The organism is Bradyrhizobium sp. YCK136 (genome assembly GCF_044570075.1).
Taxonomy (GTDB): domain Bacteria; phylum Pseudomonadota; class Alphaproteobacteria; order Rhizobiales; family Xanthobacteraceae; genus Bradyrhizobium; species Bradyrhizobium diazoefficiens.
Genome location: NZ_CP172424.1, coordinates 5451514 through 5470531 on the forward strand (window position 1 = coordinate 5451514; position 19018 = coordinate 5470531).

12 protein-coding genes and 1 tRNA gene are annotated in these 19018 nt (G+C 62.1%); 3 read left to right on the forward strand and 10 right to left on the reverse strand.

The features are described from left to right. The first annotated feature begins 37 nt into the window (after positions 1-37). A complete protein-coding gene (locus tag ACFLEY_RS26685; RefSeq protein WP_211434674.1) occupies positions 38-9415 on the forward strand; it encodes a neuraminidase-like domain-containing protein in 9378 nt (3125 codons plus the stop codon). Between the two features lie 508 nt (positions 9416-9923). Then, on the forward strand, positions 9924-10595 hold the full coding sequence (locus tag ACFLEY_RS26690; RefSeq protein WP_211434026.1) for a recombinase family protein: 672 nt from the start codon (positions 9924-9926) through the stop codon (positions 10593-10595). Between the two features lies 1 nt (position 10596). On the opposite strand, the gene ACFLEY_RS26695 is transcribed toward ACFLEY_RS26690, so the two are convergent. The 4 genes from ACFLEY_RS26695 to ACFLEY_RS26710 all read right to left on the reverse strand — a co-directional run bounded on the left by ACFLEY_RS26695 (position 10597) and on the right by ACFLEY_RS26710 (position 13058). Beyond that, positions 10597-10914 (reverse strand): hypothetical protein, encoded by a 318-nt coding sequence (locus ACFLEY_RS26695; protein ID WP_211434027.1) that lies wholly within the window; start codon positions 10912-10914, stop codon positions 10597-10599. Between the two features lie 155 nt (positions 10915-11069). Continuing rightward, complete coding sequence (locus ACFLEY_RS26700; RefSeq protein WP_211434028.1) at positions 11070-11696, reverse strand: SAM-dependent methyltransferase; 627 nt, start codon at positions 11694-11696, stop codon at positions 11070-11072. Between the two features lie 103 nt (positions 11697-11799). Next, entirely contained in the window at positions 11800-12543 is a 744-nt protein-coding gene (locus ACFLEY_RS26705) for a DNA cytosine methyltransferase (RefSeq protein WP_211434034.1), read from the reverse strand. Further along, entirely contained in the window at positions 12498-13058 is a 561-nt protein-coding gene (locus ACFLEY_RS26710) for a DNA cytosine methyltransferase (protein WP_396604249.1), read from the reverse strand. Before ACFLEY_RS26710 ends, ACFLEY_RS26705 begins: the two co-directional genes overlap by 46 nt. A 124-nt stretch (positions 13059-13182) precedes the next feature. On the opposite strand from ACFLEY_RS26710, the gene ACFLEY_RS26715 reads away from it, so the two are divergent. Continuing rightward, positions 13183-14312 (forward strand): IS3-like element ISRj2 family transposase gene (locus ACFLEY_RS26715; protein WP_085967151.1). Its coding sequence is split into 2 segments (ribosomal slippage): positions 13183-13435 and positions 13435-14312, totalling 1131 coding nucleotides; the frame shifts between segments, so codons are not numbered across the junction. A gap of 78 nt (positions 14313-14390) precedes the next feature. On the opposite strand, the gene ACFLEY_RS26720 is transcribed toward ACFLEY_RS26715, so the two are convergent. The 6 genes from ACFLEY_RS26720 to plsX all read right to left on the reverse strand — a co-directional run bounded on the left by ACFLEY_RS26720 (position 14391) and on the right by plsX (position 18753). Next, on the reverse strand, positions 14391-15242 hold the full coding sequence (locus ACFLEY_RS26720) for a hypothetical protein (RefSeq protein ID WP_396604984.1): 852 nt from the start codon (positions 15240-15242) through the stop codon (positions 14391-14393). Between the two features lie 188 nt (positions 15243-15430). Next, positions 15431-15508: transfer RNA gene (locus ACFLEY_RS26725), tRNA-Pro, on the reverse strand. A gap of 125 nt (positions 15509-15633) precedes the next feature. Next, positions 15634-16212 (reverse strand): MerR family transcriptional regulator, encoded by a 579-nt coding sequence (locus ACFLEY_RS26730; RefSeq protein WP_028171642.1) that lies wholly within the window; start codon positions 16210-16212, stop codon positions 15634-15636. Between the two features lie 26 nt (positions 16213-16238). Beyond that, positions 16239-16580, reverse strand: a complete 342-nt coding sequence (locus ACFLEY_RS26735) for an integration host factor subunit alpha (protein ID WP_028171641.1) — start codon at positions 16578-16580, stop codon at positions 16239-16241. Positions 16581-16714: 134 nt separating this feature from the next. After that, entirely contained in the window at positions 16715-17695 is a 981-nt protein-coding gene (locus ACFLEY_RS26740) for a beta-ketoacyl-ACP synthase III (RefSeq protein ID WP_060912465.1), read from the reverse strand. After that, positions 17692-18753: a phosphate acyltransferase PlsX gene (plsX, locus tag ACFLEY_RS26745; protein WP_060912466.1), complete on the reverse strand. Its 1062-nt coding sequence runs from the start codon at positions 18751-18753 to the stop codon at positions 17692-17694. The genes ACFLEY_RS26740 and plsX overlap by 4 nt, the downstream gene beginning before the upstream one ends. Positions 18754-19018: the final 265 nt, after the last annotated feature.

The following is a 19018-nucleotide window of genomic DNA, read 5'->3' on the forward strand; positions in this document are numbered from 1 at the left end:
TGATCGCGCAACGATCGCATTTCGTGGGAGGCGGCACGTGAATCCCATTCAGGCCGTTCATCCGCGATCCCAAGGCGCTGCCGTCGCCGCGCTTCACGCAGGCCTGCTGTTCCTGATCCGCAATCAGCCCGGCATTTCCGACAGCGACCGCCGTGCGCAGGAGCAGGGACTCGTGTCCGAGCTGCGCGCCCAGACGTATGAAGACTGGACCGCACACCTCGTCTCACTGTGGCAAAAACAGCTGGCAGAGCGGTTTCAACTCGTCGTCAACGGCGACGTCGACCAGCGGACCGCCGACGCACTCAACAAGCTTCTAAGCGAGTTCGGCGCTCCCATGGACGGCAGCCCGCAGGACCCTACAGCCTTCACGGTCGGCGGCACAGTCAAGCTCGAGGACGGGACACCGGTGCCGGGACTTGTTGCCATCGCTATCGATCGCGACTTTCGCGCGGAGCAGACGCTCGGCGAGGCGACCACCGACCGCAGCGGTTCCTACCGGATCGCCTACACCGCCGCGGAGTTCGCGCGCGCTGAGAAGGGAGCCGCCGATCTCGGCGTCCGGGTTCTCACAGCCGATCGCAGGACGGTGCTGTACGCTCCGACCAGCCGCGACCTCCTGATGAACGCACCGCGCGACGCGGCAATCGACATCACGGTCGCGATGCCGGAGGGAGCGGTCGAGAGCGAGTTCGAGCGGATCGACCGCGAACTCCTTCCGCTGATTGACAAAGTCCCCGCCAGCGATGTGGCGCGCGAAGCCGACTCCGACGAGGGCGACTTCCTCTCCCGCGAAACCGGCATCGACACAGGGCGAATCGCACATTTCGTAGTCGCGCATCGTTTGACCGATTTGTCCAAGGTGCGGCCCGACTACTTCTATGCGTTGCTGCGGGAGGACGGATTATTCGGCGTCGGACATAATCGGCCGCGCGCCGTCCAGATACCGGTCGGCTTCGGCAGCGACAGCCGGGCCGTGCTGTTCGAGGCGGTGCTGCTCGACGCCGATCTCGCCAAAGCCGCGATTCGACGGGCTGTTCGCAAGCGGCTCGTACCTCCTTCCGTGGAGAAAGAGGCCGCCGCCATCAAGGAGACGCTGCAGCGCTTTCGCGAAGAGGCGCTTGCCTATGTGAGCAAGGAGGTGCCCCGCAATATCCTCGGTATGGTCGAGAACTTGATCGACGCCGACAAAGCACCGGAGATCCTCGCCCTGCTTGGACCGGTAGACGTTGCCGACCTAAGAAAACTCTACGAACGTCTCGACAATCTCGGCGCGTTCGTGCCCGCGCACCGCGAGCGAGCCGAGACGCGGCTCAAGCTCGGCGAACTCCTCGGCTTCAACCTCGGGCTCGTCGAGGAAGTCAGCGAAAGCCTCGGCGCGAGGACCCCCGGCGACGTTCGCAAGCTCGCGCAACTCGAACGCAAGGATTGGACCGACATCGTTGCCCGCGGCACCCAGCGCATCAACCTTGGCGGCCAACCGATCGATCCCACGCTCGCCCGGCGCCAGTCTTCGATCATCGTGCGCCGTTTCGAGAAGGCCTTTCCGACGACGGCGTTCACCGCGCAACTGGCGCGCCGCAGGCCCCGCGCTATCCCCGATCACGACAAGGTGGTGGCGTTCCTCGAGGCCCATCCCGATCTCGAACTGCGCGAGCACAAGGTTGTTCCGTTCCTGAAGGCGGCCGGCGTCGATCCGGCGAGCGTCGCTCCCGAAGTGATGCGCAGCGTCGAGCAGGTGCAGCGCGTATTCCAGCTCACTGGCGACTATCGCAAGACCGAGGGCCTGCTTGAGGCCGGGTACACCTCCTCGGCCGACATCGTCGATGCCGGCCGGACACGCTTCGCCGCCGACGCCAAACGCGCTGCCGACATGGGTGCGACCGAGGCGACGCGCGTGTTCCGCACCGCGCAGAACACCAACCTCGCCGCCGTAATGGTGGCGACGAATCTGCGCACGATGTCGTTTCCGGCCGCGTTCCAAGGCGCGAGCGCCACGGCCTTTGCCCGGCAGATCGACAAGATCATAGCCCAGCAACCCGACCTCAAGGCGCTTTTCGGGTCGACCGATGTTTGCGAGTGCACGCACTGCCGTTCGATCTACGGCGCTGCAGCCTACTTCGTCGACGTGATGCGGTTCCTGCGCAACCGTCTGGTGATGGACACCACGCAGCCGCCCGGGCCGAGCACGAAAACGGCGAAGGACGTGCTGTTTTCGCGGCGGCCGGACATTGGGGAGATCGACCTCAACTGCGACAATACCGACGTGCCGGTCCCGCACATCGACATCGTTTGCGAACTGCTGGAAGAAGCCATCGCGCCCGACGCCGGATTTACCTTCGCGGATCCGGTGGCAGCCGGTAAGGCGTCACAGTCGCTGCTCACAACCGTCCGCGCGGCGGGTTTTGAAATTGGCGATGCAGCCGTTGTCTATGGCCCCTATGCGACCGGCCGGTTCATGCTGCGCGACAAGACGATCACAGTCGCTGTGGACCAGACCGGCGGATTCTGGACGTTGCGCCGCCTGCGACAAACCCATGGCTCGCCCGAGGAGCGGGCGGCCTCGCCAGAATATGTTAACGCCGCAGCTTATACAAGCATCGCCGGGGGCAAGGCGGCGTTCGGCCTTCCCTTCGACTTGTTCCACACCGAGACCCGTGCGTTCCTCTCTGCGGCAGGTGTCGACCGCGCCACGCTCATGGAAGCCCTGGCGGTGCCCTCGCAGGACGTGATCGCGGCCGAGACGCTCGGCCTGTCAGCCGCCGAGCGGGCGCTGATCTTCGCTCCGTCCGTTGCCGATCAGCCGGCGATTTGGGCCGTGCCCGGCCCGACGGCCGCGGCCGCGATGAGGAAGCTTGACGTATTCACGCAGCGCACGGGGCTCGATTACCGCGGAGCAGAGCTGCTGCTGACGGGAGCCTATGTTCGCAAGCTCATCGACCTCTACGTGCGTCACCTCGAGAGCAACTGCAATCTCGCGGACAAGGAGATCGTCAACCTCGACGACGACGTGCTTGACCGCATGCATCGCGTGCTGCGGCTGGCGCGGAAATCAAATCTTGCGCCGCGCGATATCGATCGGCTTGCCGCAGGGCCGAAGCTCGGCGTCGGCAACCTCGCAAGCGCCGCTCTGCGCTCGCTCGCCGACCTTGTGCGCTTGTCGATCGAATTGTCCGTCGAGGTAGGCCGCTTGATCACCTGGCTCGACGTGATTCCTACGGACGGCGAGCCGTCCGATCATGCGCGCCTATTCCAGAATCCGGCCTCGACCGGGCCGCTCGATCCGGGCTTGGCACCCGCGGCTATCCGGAAGAACGAGTCGGATGAGGCGACGACACCCGGCAGTGGCCGCAAGCTTGCCGCCGTGGCGCCCGATCTCGCCACGGCCTTCAGCATTCGTGCGGCGGACCTAGCACTTCTGTTGCAACGCCTCGACAACGCCGCTCTGCTGGGGCCGAACCCGCCGCTGACGTTCCGCGCGCTGGCGGCGCTCTATGGCCGCGTCGGCCTCACCCGCGCGCTCGGCCTCAAGGCGGCCGATTTCGTCGGTCTCGAGCGGTTGACTGGCGTCGATCCGCTCGCCGATACGTCCCGTTTGCGCGGTTTCGTCAAGGATGCAAGAGCGGTTGGGAAGGTCGCCGTGAGAATCGCCGAGCTCGAATATCGGCTCGCCCGTCGGGCCGACGATCTAGCCGCATGGGATCTTGCCGACGACGGCATCACTCCTGTGTTGAAAGCGATCCGCAAAGACCTGCTCGCGGCCGCCGCAGCGAACCAGTCGCCTTACGATGACAGCGTCACAGCCTTCGAGCAGATCCCCGCGTTCGAAGCGTTCCTGCAGCGTCAGCCCGGGCTCGACGCCGGCGCAATCGCAAAGCTTGCGGACATGGTTCGTCTCGATACGCCGGACGCAGCCGCCGCAACGCTGGCGAAAGCTGTGATCGACGGGCCGCTCACCGGCCTGGTCGATGCCGTTGCGATAAAAGCGGAGATAGACGCCATCGTTGCAACGCCGACGCTCGACGCTTTGCGCAAAACGATGCTGCGCGACATCATGCAAGGCCTCGCCGTCTCGGCCCTGCGAACGGTGGCCTTTGCTGCCGCAAACACGGCGGTGGCGGCGTTGCTGCGCATACCGGTGGAACTTTCGGCCGCAATCCTGCGTGGCCGAGCGCCCCTTTGGCGCGGCGCGCGGTTGCTGGTGGGCGGCGTTCAGACGCCACTGGTCGACGTCCTCACCACCGGACAGATCGCTAACGAGGCCGTCGTCCTGTCGTTTGCGACCACGCCAAATCTCTACCGGGCGCTGCGACTCGCCCACGCGGTTGCGGGGCTGATCGCGCCGTTCGATCCGAGCGCGGAAACCGTCGCCTTCATGTTCGAGAACGCGGTGAACCTCGGTTGGCTCGCGCTCGATGGCACTCCGTTCGAGTCGGGCCGCCCGGCGGTCGCTCTTGCCAGCTGGATCGAGCTTGCGGATGCGTTCGCTTTGATCGCCGAATACCCAGCGGTGGCGCTTCCCGGCCAGCCGGACCAGTACGTCACCGTACCGTCGGTGTTCCAAATAGCGCTTGCGCCCGGGCCCGCCAAAGATCCGCTGCTCGATATGCTCGCGATTCTGACCGGCTGGCCGCGCGACCGGGTCGCCGACGCAGACGCTCAACTCGCCTTTACGCTTGCGGACTACCGCAGGCCTGCGACGTGGCGGTCGCTCGCTCGCGCAGTCGGCCTCCTGCACGCGCTGGGCGTCCCCCTCGCCGAGGCAGTCGCCTACACCGGGGCAACTCTCGGAGATTCAGACCGGCGCAATGCCCGCCGGATGCTTCGCGCGCGCTACGCCGATGCCGACTGGCTCGACGCACTCAAGGGCATCATGGACCCAATCCGCGAGCAGAAGCGCGACGCGTTGGTGGCCTACCTTCTCGCCGTCAACCCGGGCCTCACCGGCAAGGCTGACCTCTACGACTACTTCCTCACCGATACCGAATGGTCGGCGAAGATGCCCTCGTCACGGATCGTCCACGTGCACGAGACGCTGCAGCTTTTCATCCAGCGCTGCATCGCGGGGCTCGAGCCCAAGGCCACCGCCGATCTAGAAGGCGATCTCGACTGGCAATGGTGGGACTGGATGAAGAACTACCGTGTCTGGGAGGTGAACCGGAAGGTCTTCGTCGAGGCGCAGTACTACATCCGCCCCGAATGGCGTGACGACAAGACCGAACCGTTCGCCGACATGGAAGGGCAGCTGCTGCAGAACGAGATCAACGCGGAAAACATCGACGCTGCATTCGAAGGCTACCTCGATCGTCTCGACGAGATCGCGTTCCTCGACGTGCTCGCCACCTGCTACGACTTCAACCGCGACGACCTCCATGTCTTCGCCTGCACCAAAGGCGGGGAGCCCCGGTCGTATTTTCACCGCGTATTGCAGCGCGAACGCGTCTGGACGTCGTGGCAGAAGATCGACCTCGACATCGCGGGCGAGCATCTGATCGCCTTCTACCGTAACAAGCGGCTGTTTCTCGCCTGGGCGACTTTTCTCGAGAAGGGAAACGAAGACCAAACGGTGATTTATCCCGATCCAAAGGACTCCAAGCCGCCCCCGGCCAAGCGGTACACGGAGATCAACCTCGCCATCAGCGAATACACCGGCAAGAAGTGGCTGCCGCGGCGTGTTTCCCGCGGCGTCGTGGTTACGCCGGAGATGCCCAGGCCACTCGATCAGCAGGCGATATTCCTGACCGTGACGCCGGATCCAGGACGCTTCGCCGTCGACGTCTACTACGAGGGCGATGGGTTGGTCCGGCTGGGCTACTTCCTACTGACCGGATGCAAGGGCTATCCCGAAGCCAAGCAGGACAAGCCCGGCAGCATCCACTTGCTGCCACGGTTCAAGGACACGCGTCTCAGAGGACAAAGACTCGAAGAGCAAAATCTTGACCAGGACGACGAGCTAGCGATCTCCACCTTTGCCAATGGCACCGCCTTCCAAACGATTTTCGGCCGCACGCCAGGCACTTTCCGGGTGAGCTATCCGCTGCAGGCCTCCGAGATCGACCGCCTGATCTCGCTGCTGATGAACGTCGGCAACAGGTGGTCCGCCGCCGACCGGACGATGCTCGTGTTCGGCACGTTGATGCCCTATTTCTTCGAGGACAACCAGCGAGGATACATCCTGATCCCCGGCTTCTATGGCAAACTTGACGAAAAGGGAACGCGGCAGGCTACCAAGACCTTCTCCAATGTGCGCCGGCTGTTCGTCGACACCGTTGCGCTCATCGCGAAGTATCTGCAACTCCTCGCCGCTGCACCGACTCCAGCCGGCAAGGACGCCGTGCTGAGCCGGCTGGCAGCCGACCCCGAATACGCCCGCATCCTCGCCGAGTACGACAGCTACCGGGCGACCCGTTACGGGATCGTCGTACGAAACTTCTATCACCCGCTGATGTGCAAGTTGCGCGAACGCTTTTTCGAAGGCGGCGTGTCAGCTCTGCTCGCGCGCGCAAGTCAGCTTGAGGTCGGCCCGTTCAAGTTCGAGGATGCGGTCAATGGACACGCGCCCGATTCGAGCATTTATCCGCCCTATCCGAGGGAGGAGCTCGAGTTCGGCCGGGAGAGCGCTTACGCCGCCTACAATTGGGAGCTGACGTTTCACGCTCCCCATCTGATCGCCAGCAAGCTGATGGAGGCGGAACGCTTCGACGAGGCCGAAGCGTGGCTGCGCTACATCTTCGATCCGCTCGGGTCGTCCAACGACCCGCCGCCGAAGCGCTACTGGAACACCAAGCCGTTCTATCTGCGGGACTCGGGCGAATACGGCCAACAGCTGGTGTCGGCGATCATGGACCGGCTTGCGCGCGACCCGGACGGCGCCATCGAAACCGAGCTCGCCGACTCGGTGCTCGAATGGCGACGCAACCCCATCAAGCCCTATCTGGTGGCCCGCTCGCGGACGGTCATCTTTCAGCAGGCGATCGTCGATCTGACGATCAGGATGTTCATCGCACGCGGCGACCAGTTCTTCCGGCGCGACCAGCTCGAAGATCTGGTCATCGCGGGGCTCAACTACTCGCGCGCGGAACGATTGCTGGGGCCGCGGCCCAAGCTTGTGCCGCCCGCGGTCGAGGTTCCGTCGGAGACCTACAACCAGCTCGAAACCAAGCTCGACCTGTTCGGCAATGCGCTGCGCAAGATCGAGAACCTGCTTCCCGATCTGTCGGCGCTGCCGCATGGCGGCGCGGAATTGCCGCCTGCCCCGCTTTCGCTCGAAAGCCTCTACTTCTGTATCCCGCCGAGCGAGAAGCTTTTCGCGCTGTGGGATCTGCTCGAAGAGCGTCAGTTCAATCTGCGCAACAGCCGCAACATCGACGGCGTAGAGCGCACGCTGTCGCTGTTCGCGCCGCCGCTCTCGGTCGAGGAGATGATCAAAGCCGTCGCCGGCGGACTGCCCCTGTCGGCAATCTTGGCCGGGTTGAGCGCGTCGCGGCCGCCGTATCGGTTCCGCGTCATGCTCCGCCACGCCATCGAGTTGACCGACATTGCGGCTTCCTTCAACAGGGAAATGGCGCAGGCACTGGCGAGCCGGGATAGCGAAGGGCTGACGCGGCTCAAGGCCGAGCAAGAAATCCGCATCCTCAGCGAACAGACACCGACGCTCCGAGAAGAGATCAAAGCTGCGGGCCGGACGATCGAAAGCGCGACGAAGACCCGGCAGATGCATCAGGAGACGCAGACGTTCTACGCCGGCCGGCCGTACATGAACGATTGGGAAATCGCCGCCAACGTGTCCTATGGGGCCTCTTTCATCCTCCAGGCCGCCATCGCGATCGGCTACGTCGCTTCGGGCGGGCTCGCGTTCGTTCCAAATTTCATGGTCGGCGGAGCTGGCTTTGGCGGATCACCGACCGTAAACGTCCAGACCGGAGGCACCAATATTGCCTCCGGAGCTCGCGACCTGGTGGTAGGCACCCTCGGAGCGCTCGCGGCAGCACTGGATAAGGCCGGAAGCATGCTTGAGCATCAGGGCAACTACCTGGTTCGCCAGCAGGATTGGGACCATAGCGCCCAGATGGCTCAGCGTGAGATAGAGAAATCCGACATCGAGATCGCCATCGCGGGTATTCGCGAGACCATCGCTAAGGAGCAGTTGCGTCTGCACGGCGTGAAGCAACAGCAGGCGGCCGCCGAGGAGACTTACCTCAGGACCAAGTTCACCAACCGCGAGCTCTTCGAATGGCTGGCGCAACAGTTGCGCGGCCTCTCCAAGCAGATGTTCAACCTGGCCTTCGAAGCGGCCCAGGCGGCGGAGCGCTGTTTCAACTTCGAGCTCGGTTTGACCGAGTCGTTCGTTCGTCCAGGTCAGTGGAACGACACCCGTCGCGGCATCACCGCGGCCGAGAATCTGATCGTCGATCTGCGCCGGATGGACAGCGCCTATCTCAAGCGAAACGTCCGTGAGCGCGAGATCACCAAGCATCTGTCGCTTGCGCGGCTCGATCCGATCGCGCTGATCGAACTGCGCACCACGGGGCGATGCGGCATCCAGGTTCCGGAGGCGGTGTTCGATCTCGATCATCCCGGCCATTATTTCCGCCGGATCAAGGCGCTGAGCGTGTCGGTCCCGTGCGTGGCCGGCCCTTACACTTCGGTGCCCCTGAAGCTGACGCAAACCTCGAACCGCGTGCGCTTCGATACGGGCCGCAAGGTCGGCGCAGCGTCTGACGCGGAAGCTTATGCCGAGGACCCAGCTGGCGACACACGATTCCGCTATAACGTCGGGTCGATCCAGTCGATCGCGACAAGTCGCGGCGACGACGACAGCGGCCTGTTCGCACTCGAACTCGGCGATGAGCGCTATCTGCCGTTCGAGGGCAGCGGCGCGTGCGGCACTTTCGTGCTGGAGCTTCCCCCGAAACTGCAGCCCTTCGACTACGGCACGATTTCCGATGTCGTCTTGCATCTACGCTATACCGCCCGCGACGGCGGCGGAGGCTTCAGGACGATGGTCGCCAACGGGCTGCGCGAGCGGCTCAACGTGCTGGCGCTCAAAGCCGGCCGGGTGGGACTGTTCCAAGCGTTCGATTTGCGGCGTGACCGGCCCGACGTTTGGAATCGCCTGAAAGCGACCGGTACCGCTGACCTGACAATCTCGACCGACGAGCTTCCCTACTACACCAGCACGCACGCCGCTTCGATTTCCGCCACCCGTATCCTGGCAAAGGTCGGCAGCAATCCGCCATACCCGATCGTCGTCGGTGGCACCTCGGTGAGCTTGACGGGGGCCGGGCCCGATCTCGCGGGCCTGGTAGCGAGCAGCGTTACACCAATGAGCTTCGGTGCGCCGGTGACGATCGCCACCACGACGCCGGAGCAGCTCCAAGAGATGATCGTCATCATCAACTACTCATTGAACGCGTAATCGCGTCAGCTGCTGGCATCAATGCAGCCATCCATCGCGGTTATCGATGCTCCTTGCGCAGATCAGATGTTACGGAATAAGTCGGTCCTGGTCGCTCGATCCGAGCCGCTGTTCGTTACCTCGTGCGCCACAATCAAATGATGCTCGGTATCGACGGCCAAGGTCATTGGCTGACATCCCTAGTCTTTCCGAATAGGTCCGCCTTTCCTAAAGCCGACATCGAAACCGTCGGGCAATTTGCCTTCGAGCAAGGATCAATTTTCGAGCCTCAAAATCAAAATCGAAAGCATGCTTTCGGCAAGTTTTTCCCCTCCCTACCCTCGATCAGGTAAGCATGCTTGCGCTCGCCACTCCGAGGCTTCGCGCGAAGTATCTCTCGTCTAGAATGCAGTTTGATTTCGCGAGTGAGTTCGACGGGAAAGCCGGGAAACCTCTGGTAGCTTGGCACCAAATCATGTTTACATGTGAACGTGCGATCACGTGTAAATCTGAAGAGGATAAAAATTCTATGCGCCCCGCCGTTTCCTACATTCGCGTTTCAAAACCCAAGCAGGGCCGCAGCGGCCTTGGCCTGGAGGCACAGCAGACGGCCATCAGATTGTTCTGCGCGCATCACGGCTACACGATAGCAGCCGAATATCGGGAGGTAGAGACCGGCAAGGGAGCTGACGCACTTGAGCGGCGGCCTGAACTAGCGGCAGCTATGAAGCATGCCCGTAAGCTCGGCAAAGGCAGCAAGGCACGCTCCGCGCCGATTATCATTGCTAAGCTTGATCGACTAAGCCGTGACGTTCACTTCATCAGTGGCCTCATGGTGCAGCGCATCCCGTTCATCGTGACCGAACTGGGGCCCGACGTGGACCCGTTCATGCTGCACATTCATGCCGCGGTCGCGGAGAAGGAGCGCGAACGGATCGCTCAGCGCACCAGGGAAGCCCTCGCAGCCGCTAAGGCGCGCGGCAAGCAGCTCGGCAACCCGAACATTGGCAAACTTCGTCAAGCAGAAGCGGAAGAGCGCGCCAAGGAGCTTCTATTCATCGTGCAACCGCTTCGTGGTCTTCCCGCCAAACGCATCTCGGCAATCTTGAACGAGCGGAAGGTGACGGCACCGCGCGGCGGCAATTGGCAGGCAACTCAGGTGATCCGGCTATTGGCCCATCTCGACCGCGCTACAGCCTAGCTTAGGTCTTGAGCTTTGATGCCGGTGGGATCAGGAGAACCTTCGGCCCCTTTGTTTCCGTCAACCCACCCGACGCGATGAGGTGGAGCTCCGCGTCAGACAGCTCCTCTATTGGCACATCACGGCGATCGACGACCTGCGTTGGCTTCCCGTCTAGCCTGTCGGCAAGTTCCCTGATGGCTGCCAGATCCCCCTCCTCTGCCATTTCGGCCAGTTTCTCCGCAATCCGGCGCAGACGGAGCGGGTCGCCCCGGAGCGCAACGCGGAGAGCGTCGTTGAAGGGCTTTTCCCTGTTCACGCTTCCGATTGGCCTGCCCACGAAACCTCCGTCCTTGGTAGTTTTCACACCAGATTGCTGATCTTACACCAGAATTGGCATTGGAACTACGACTGGGAGCGATGAAGCCCAGTTCATGGTGGTGAGCCAAACGACGTCGGACACCTTCTTGGGCGGACAACGCGAACGAGGTCTAACTACACTGGATAATCCGCGTCACGTTCAAGCAGCCGTCGACATGGAGGAATCCATAGGAGACGTGGCGTTGGACCTTGTTCGTGACACAACCAAATCAGCCAACAATAGCCGGTCGCCGTCGAAGCTTTTCTATCCAGCCGACCTTTCACCATCGGCACTCGCTCCGCAAACTGGGCGACTCGGCCTGGCGGCGACTTTTCAAAAAGGTGTCGATAGCGGCCGACGCTTTCTATGAAAACGGTTCGAGCTAATACAGCGACGCCGCGACGCGCCACAACGAGTGATCGATGCACGAACTCCTCCGCGAGCCGGAACGGAGGATTGGTGATGACCCAATCAACAGCGTTTGCCTCATGGGGAACCTCGAGGTAGTCGCGGACATCACCATATCCATAGGCAAAGGCGTCGGATGCTCGCACTTCGCCGAAATACTCCGATAGCACCTTGGCCATGTGCCCTTCGCCGCAGGCGGGCTCCAAAGCACATTGTGAGCTGAATGGTCCACAATCAGATATGACGTGCTCCATTAGAGCGCGCGTTGCCCATGGCGGCGTGGGGAAGTCGTCCCGGCTGTCCTTGGCTTCAGTGCGCTGTGCCATAACAGCGTGCGAGCGGTTCTGTGCCATTCCGATCTCCTACGACATACTGAAGGCGAATGAGCCCGGCCCATGGCACTTCTTCACCTCTCGCAATCGCGGCGTAGCCCCAGGGAGGTGTGATATCGTGAGACTAAGCTCGGACAGCTTGCTTTCGGATCTTCGGCGCGAACGTCCCTAACGGGCCAGGCATTTTTGGCCGAACTGAGCGCCTGAGCGAACTCTTACGCGCGGCATGCCTTGAAGCTTTCTGTAAAATCGCGGCAGCCAATTTTGCTGCTGCAAAAGCCAAGAGCGGGGGAACGGCGTTGCCGACCTGCTTCAGTTGCTGCCATTCCGAGCTCATGAAGACAAAGCCATCATGAAACGATTGCAGGCGCGCGGCCTCGCGGACGGTAATCCATCTCTCGAGCCAGGGATGCACCCATTCGCTCAAGTCACGATGCATCTGTGCCAAAATCGTGTACGACGGCAAATCGGGATGCAGTCGTCGCCATTTTTCGGGACGCGCGCCATTCCAAATGTGCTTTGGCAAGCTATCCGCCTTAGCTCCAGGCTTCAAAAAACTGATGAGGTGCGCCCGCCTTTGCTGCATCTCCTTAGTGTGGTGATTGTGAAGTAGCGCTGGATCATCGCTTCCAATCGCCCGCTTTCGCTTTGTTGCCTTGGTATAGTACCCGCTCGATACATCCAGACGCATTTTCTTCAAGAACGGAGAAGCCTCGCTGGGCAACTTTGGATATGGCGCGGTCTCGCCGCTATGCACGACATTGGGCGGCAGATCCCCGATAGCATCCCGTACGACGACAGGTTTGGTAACCCGGATTTTTTTTAAGACCGATTCGGCGAAGTCCCGCAGGTCAAGCTCGAGATCAATATCGTCCCGTGTACCAAAGAAGAATACTCTCTCCCGAGCCTGCCGCCGTAGTCCGCGGCAGACAGTTTTACGAAAGTAGAATTTCGGTAGCCGATCGATCTTAGGTGCGCCAAGATAGCGTCACGGAAATGCCCCTTCTCCATCAGCAAAAGGTTTGGAACGTTCTCCATTAAGAACATTCGCGGACGCAACGTCTTCAAGACGCGCGCAAACTGAAGGTATAATTCGTTTCGGCCGTCCAGCAGGTCACGTGGACCGATCTGTGAGTAGCCCTGACAAGGAGGACCACCGAAGACGAGATCTACATTTTCAAGCTTATATTTCGTGAGATGGTTGCTACCGGCGGCAAGGAAATCGTGAATGTCGCCCTCGAAAAGCGGTGTCCTTGGAAAGTTTGCGCGATATGTCATGCACGAGTGGCTGTCCATCTCCACAGCAACCGCCACTTCAAAACCAGCCAGCTCAACGCCTTCGCAAAATCCGCCACAGCCTGAGAACAACGATACACTCTTCACATTGACCCCCTGCCGGTGACCGGACGAGATCAATAAAGAGCTGGCCCCGCAAATTCGGACAGTAGCTTGAGTGGATTTTCTGCCTGACAGCGGCGAGGATTCTTGCTGCGAATCAGGAGCGAAGATGACGAAGAAGAGCCGCCGGACGCATTCTCCGGCATTCAAGGCGAAGGTTGCTTTGGCTGCGGTCAAAGGCGACAAGACACTGGCGGAGCTGGCGCAACTGTTTGATGTTCATCCGAACCAGATCACGATCTGGAAAAACCAGCTCCTGGAAGGCGCCGCCGGCGTGTTTGGGCATGACAAGACATCGGCCGAGACGCCGGTCGATTTGAAGGCGTTACATGCCAAGATCGGCGAGCTGGCGTTGGAAAACGATTTTTTGTCCGGCGCGCTCACCAAGGCGGGCCTGCTGAGCGCAAAGCGATGATCGACCGCGATCATGATCTTTCTATCGTGCGCCAGGCGAAGGTCCTGAAGCTGGCTCGCAGCACGGTCTACTATGAACCTCGGCCAGTTTCGGCCGAGGACCTTGCCTTGATGCGTCGGCTCGATGAGCTGCATCTCGATTATCCCTTCGCGGGAGCGCGTATGCTGCGATCGTTGCTGCGGCGGGAGGGCGTATACGCCGGTCGCCGCCACATCGCGACGCTGATGAAGCGCATGCGGATCGAGGCGGTCTATCGTCGCCCGAACACGAGCAAGCCGGCTCCGGGTCACAAGATCTACCCGTACCTGTTGCGCGGATTGAAGATCGAGCGGCCCGACCATGCGTGGGCAATGGACATCACCTACATTCCGATGCGGCGTGGCTTCGTCTATCTCGCGGCGGTCGTCGATGTGTTCAGCCGACGGGTCCTGGCCCATCGCGTCTCGATCACAATGGAGGCGGCCTTCTGCGTCGAAGCGGTCCAGGAGGCGTTGGCGAAGCACGGCAGGCCCGAGATTTTCAACACGGATCAGGGCAGCCAGTTCACCAGCCTCGAGTTCACCGATGTGCTGCTGGACGCGAAGATCGCCATCAGCATGGACGGCAAGGGCGCCTGGCGCGACAACGTGTTTGTCGAGCGGCTCTGGCGCACGGTCAAATACGAAGAAGTTTATCTCCGCGCCTACGACAGCGTGTCCGAGGCGCGAGCGTCAATTGCCAAGTATCTGGCCTTCTACAATCAGGGACGCCCTCACTCGAGCCTTGACGGGCGCACGCCCGACGAGGCTTACTTCGGCACGCAAGCTATGGTGATGGCCGCATGACCGTCGCCGACGGTTTTGTCGTCGCTCTGGTCGGGCTACGCCCTCCCGACGCAACGACAAAACCGTAAAGCCCCGCGTTCAGCATAACCCGGCAGGAATCCACTTAAATCCAGCGGGGCGCTGTCCAAACAACCGGGGCCAGCTCTCGGCAAAGGCCTCGAAGGCAATGGGCGCCGGTTCGAAATATTCGAAGACTACTCGCAAAATCGCCATCTTGGTCGGAGTGTCAGGACGTTGCTGTTCAGCGCTTCTGATGGCGGTTGTATTCTCCGAGGCCAAGGCTTTCGCTTGACCTGACTTCACCCAGTCTTGCCATGGCGCAGGCGCAGAGACTGAACCCGCGCCATTCCCAGCAGCCAACTCCAATAACCACGCACGTGCAATCATCGGTACATCCAGCACGGTGAAGGCGGCGCGGTAATTCTGAAAGCGCTGACCTTTGGTCGTCTTCCAGACGGCGACGAGGTCGGCAGTCGATGGCAGACCGGGAAACCCCGGCACCGCCAACCCCTTAAACTGGACAGATCGGGAGCTCGCCGTTGTAGGATATTTTTTGAAGATGAAGAACGGTGGCACTTTTGCGCGCAATTCGGCGGGACCATGCAAAAGCTCGAAAGCGCGCCGCAAGATTTGATTACCGGGTGTTTTATGGAGCTCGTGTCCCGGTTTCTTGTTGTCTCCGAAATAGATGAATTGGCCCGTGCTCAGATCCAATTTGTCTGGCCAATCGTTATCCTCACCACTGGTGTAGAGTACGACAAACTTCTTGTCCGGGCCGCGCCCAGCTTCGCGAAACCCGCCCTGGTTTCCGACCCCCCTGAGAACCTTTGAAATTGGATCGTCGGCAGCGTTCCCGGCCGTGCCCCCCTCATAAACAGCGTCGATGAGGAGGTCGGTAGACGCCAACGAGTTAGCGGGGACAATGCGCACCAAGTCTAGTTCCGTTAGGTGGACCACCAGGCAACCGGCCGCGGATGCAGCCACGCCGGCCTGACGAAGTAAGCCATCTGAGGCGGTTGAGTGCTTGGATCTTGAACCCACCGTGAACCCACGGCGCCAGTCAAAGCTAATGGTTCGTGAGGCAACCGAGATAATGTTCTTTTAATTCAGCTAGATAATGGTCGGAGCGAGAGGATTTGAACCTCCGACCCCTAGTCTCCCAGACTAGTGCGCTAACCGGGCTGCGCCACGCTCCGAACGTCGTTCCATTAGCTAGGATCGCCGCTTTGCGCAAGGCGAGGTCGCAGCATTTTGGTATCGCGATCTGATTGGCTCTGAGCCCAGAGCCCCGGAACTGCCCGCAAAGCCGGCCGATACCGCCCTAGCCGTCCTTCAGCGCCTGATCCAGCATCTCCCGGCAGGCGACGAGGTCGGCTAGCACCCGCCCTAGCCGCTCCCGATCCAGCGCGCTGGGGCCGGCGGGCGCGGCGGGGGTGCCGCCCTTGCGGAAGGTGGTGAGGATTTCCTCGTCGTCGACCTCCGTGAAGCGGAAGTCGATGCCGTCCTCTTCGTCGCCCTGGTAGTCGTCATCGTCGGCGTCGGCGACGCCCTTGATCGGCGCCTCGTCGTCCGGCTCCATCAGGCTCGCGCCGATGGCGTCCTCGATGGCTCCGAACGAGACCGCGGCCGCGCCGTCGGCGAGGCCCTGTACCGATTTGACGCCGTGCTCCTTCAGGATCCGCTGCACCCCGCGGATGGTGTAGCCCTCCCCGTAGAGCAGCCGGCGGATGCCCTTGAGCAGGTCGACGTCGTCGGGGCGGTAATAGCGGCGGCCGCCGCTGCGCTTCATCGGCTTGATCTGGGAGAACCGGGTCTCCCAGAACCGCAGCACGTGCTGCGGAATGTCGAGTTCCTGCGCTACTTCGCTGATGGTTCGGAACGCATCCGGCGCCTTGTCCAAATGCCAAATCCTTATCCGAAAGGCGATTACGCCTCGGGTTGAACCTTGCTGCCGTCGCCGTTGGTACGGTGCTGGGCGTTGATCCGCTGCTTCAGGATCGCCGACGGCTTGAACACCATGACCCGGCGCGGCGAGATCGGCACCTCGGTGCCGGTCTTCGGGTTGCGGCCGATGCGCTGACCCTTCTTGCGGACCATGAAGGAACCGAACGACGACAGCTTCACCGTCTCGCCCTTCTCAAGGCAGTCGGTGATCTCCTTCAGCACGAGTTCCACGAAGGCGGACGATTCCGTGCGCGACAGGCCGACCTTCTGGTAGACGGCTTCGCACAGATCAACACGCGTTACGGTTTTACTTGTATCGGTCATCGCCCTGCCCCACATCACGGCGAACAATTGTTGTCTGAAATTATGAGGTTACGATACGCCGGTCAACAGCGCTCATCAATGCAGACGCATCGATAATCGCCGCTGATTCCGGCAAAATTTTATCGACTGTGGCTCTACCAGCGCACCAGCGCCGAGCCCCAGGTGAAGCCGCCGCCCATGGCCTCGAGCAGAATCAGGTCGCCGCGCTTGATGCGGCCGTCCTTGCGCGCCACCGCCAGCGCCAGCGGGATCGAGGCCGCCGAGGTGTTGCCGTGACGGTCCACCGTCAGCACCACCTTCTCCGGCGCGATGTGCAGCTTGTGCGCGGAGGCGTCGATGATTCGCTTGTTGGCCTGGTGCGGCACGAACCAGTCGATGCTGTCGGCATTGAGCCCGGTCGCCTCGAAGGCATCGACGATCACGTCGGTGATCATGCCGACCGCGTGCTTGAAGACCTCGCGGCCCTCCATGCGCAGATGACCGACGGTCTGGGTCGAGGACGGTCCGCCGTCGACGAACAGCTTTGCCTTGTGGCGGCCGTCGGAGCGCAGATGCGTGGTGACGACACCGCGGTCGGTCGCCGCACTGCCCGCCTGCTCCTGCGCCTCCAGCACGACCGCGCCGGCGCCGTCGCCGAACAGCACGCAGGTGCCGCGGTCGTTCCAGTCGAGGATGCGCGAGAAGGTCTCGGCGCCGATCACCAGCGCGCGCTTGAAGGCGCCGGTGCGCAGGAAATTGTCGGCAGTGGCGAGCGCGAACACGAAGCCCGAGCACACCGCCTGCAGGTCGAAGGCCGCGCCGTGGTTGATGCCGAGCCCGTGCTGCACGGCGACGGCCGTCGCGGGGAAGGTGTTGTCAGGCGTCGAGGTCGCCAGCACGATCAGATCGATCGACTGCGCGTCCACGCCGGCATCGGTGAGCGCGGCCTGCGCGGCCTTGATCGCCAAGTGCGAGGTGAACTCGCCCTCGGCCGCAATGTGCCGCTCGCGAATGCCGGTACGCTGGACGATCCACTCGTCGGACGTGTCGATACGCGCCGCCAATTGGGCGTTGGTCACCACCTGCTCCGGCAGGTAAGAGCCGCAGCCCAGCACGACCGAACGAATTTTGGTCACGAAACAGCCTCCTGCGCGGCCTGCACGGAATTGAGTGCACCACCCTCGCGGTTGAGCATCTGATTGATCTTGTTCAGGAGATCGTAGTGAGCCATCTCATAGCCAACATCGATCGCATAGGCAAAGCCTTCGGCGCTGGTTCCGCCGTGGCTTTTAACCACCAGTCCGTTGAGCCCCAGGAACACGCCGCCATTGGACTTGTTGGGGTCCATCTTGTCCCGCAGGGCCTGGAAGGCGCTGCGCGCAAAGAGATAGCCGAGCTTGGACAGCCAGCTCCGCTGCATCTCGTTGCGGAGTAATTCCGCCATCTGCCGCGCGGTTCCCTCGGCAGCCTTAAGCGCGATGTTGCCGCTGAAACCCTCGGCGACGATCACGTCGGCCAGCCCCTTGCCGATGCCGTCGCCCTCGACGAAGCCGATATAGTCGAGTTCCGGCAGGTTCCTCGCCCGCAGGATTTCACTGGCTTCGCGGATCTCCTCGTGCCCCTTGATCTCCTCGGCCCCGATGTTGAGCAGGCCGACCGTGGGGCGCGGCTTGTTGAACAGGACGCTTGCCATCGCCGCCCCCATGACGGCCAGCGACACCAGGTGGTGCGCATCGCCGCCGATGGTGGCGCCGAGGTCGAGCACGGCGGACTCGCCGCGCTTGGTCGGCCATATCCCCGTGATCGCCGGGCGGTCGATGCCCGGCAGCGTGCGCAGGTGGAAGCGCGACATTGCCATCAGCGCGCCGGTATTGCCCGCGGAGACCGCAACATCCGCCTCGCCCTTCTTCACCGCATCGATGGCAAGCCACATCGAGGAGGTCCTGCGGCCACGGCGCAGCGCCTGGCTCGGCTTGTCCGAGCCACTGACGGCGACGTCGGTATGGACGATCCTGGAAGCAGCCTTGAGCGCGGGGTGCTTCTCGAGCTCGGGCTCGATCCTGGCGCGGTCGCCGACCAGCAGGAATTCGGTCGCGCTATGCCTCTGAAGCGAGATGGCGGCGCCTGGAATGACCACGGCGGGGCCGACATCGCCTCCCATGGCGTCAAGCGCGATGCGAACCTTGCTTAGCATAAAAGTCCTGGAAACCTGGTCTGGTGCGGTCTTCAACGAGCGGGGGCCGCGAAATGGGTTCGCCACGGACGTGGCGGCGGCCAAGCGCCACGCCGCGCCCGGACCGGGGCGCGACAATAGCGTTTTGTTATCCCGAAACAACCTCTTGCCCCCAGCCTTTTGCATTCGGGGCGATCCGGCGGCAAACCATAAGATTCGCAAGAAATATATGGAAATCAGATAGATAAATCAGGTTTTCAAACCACTCCCGCAAAGGCGCCTCGCG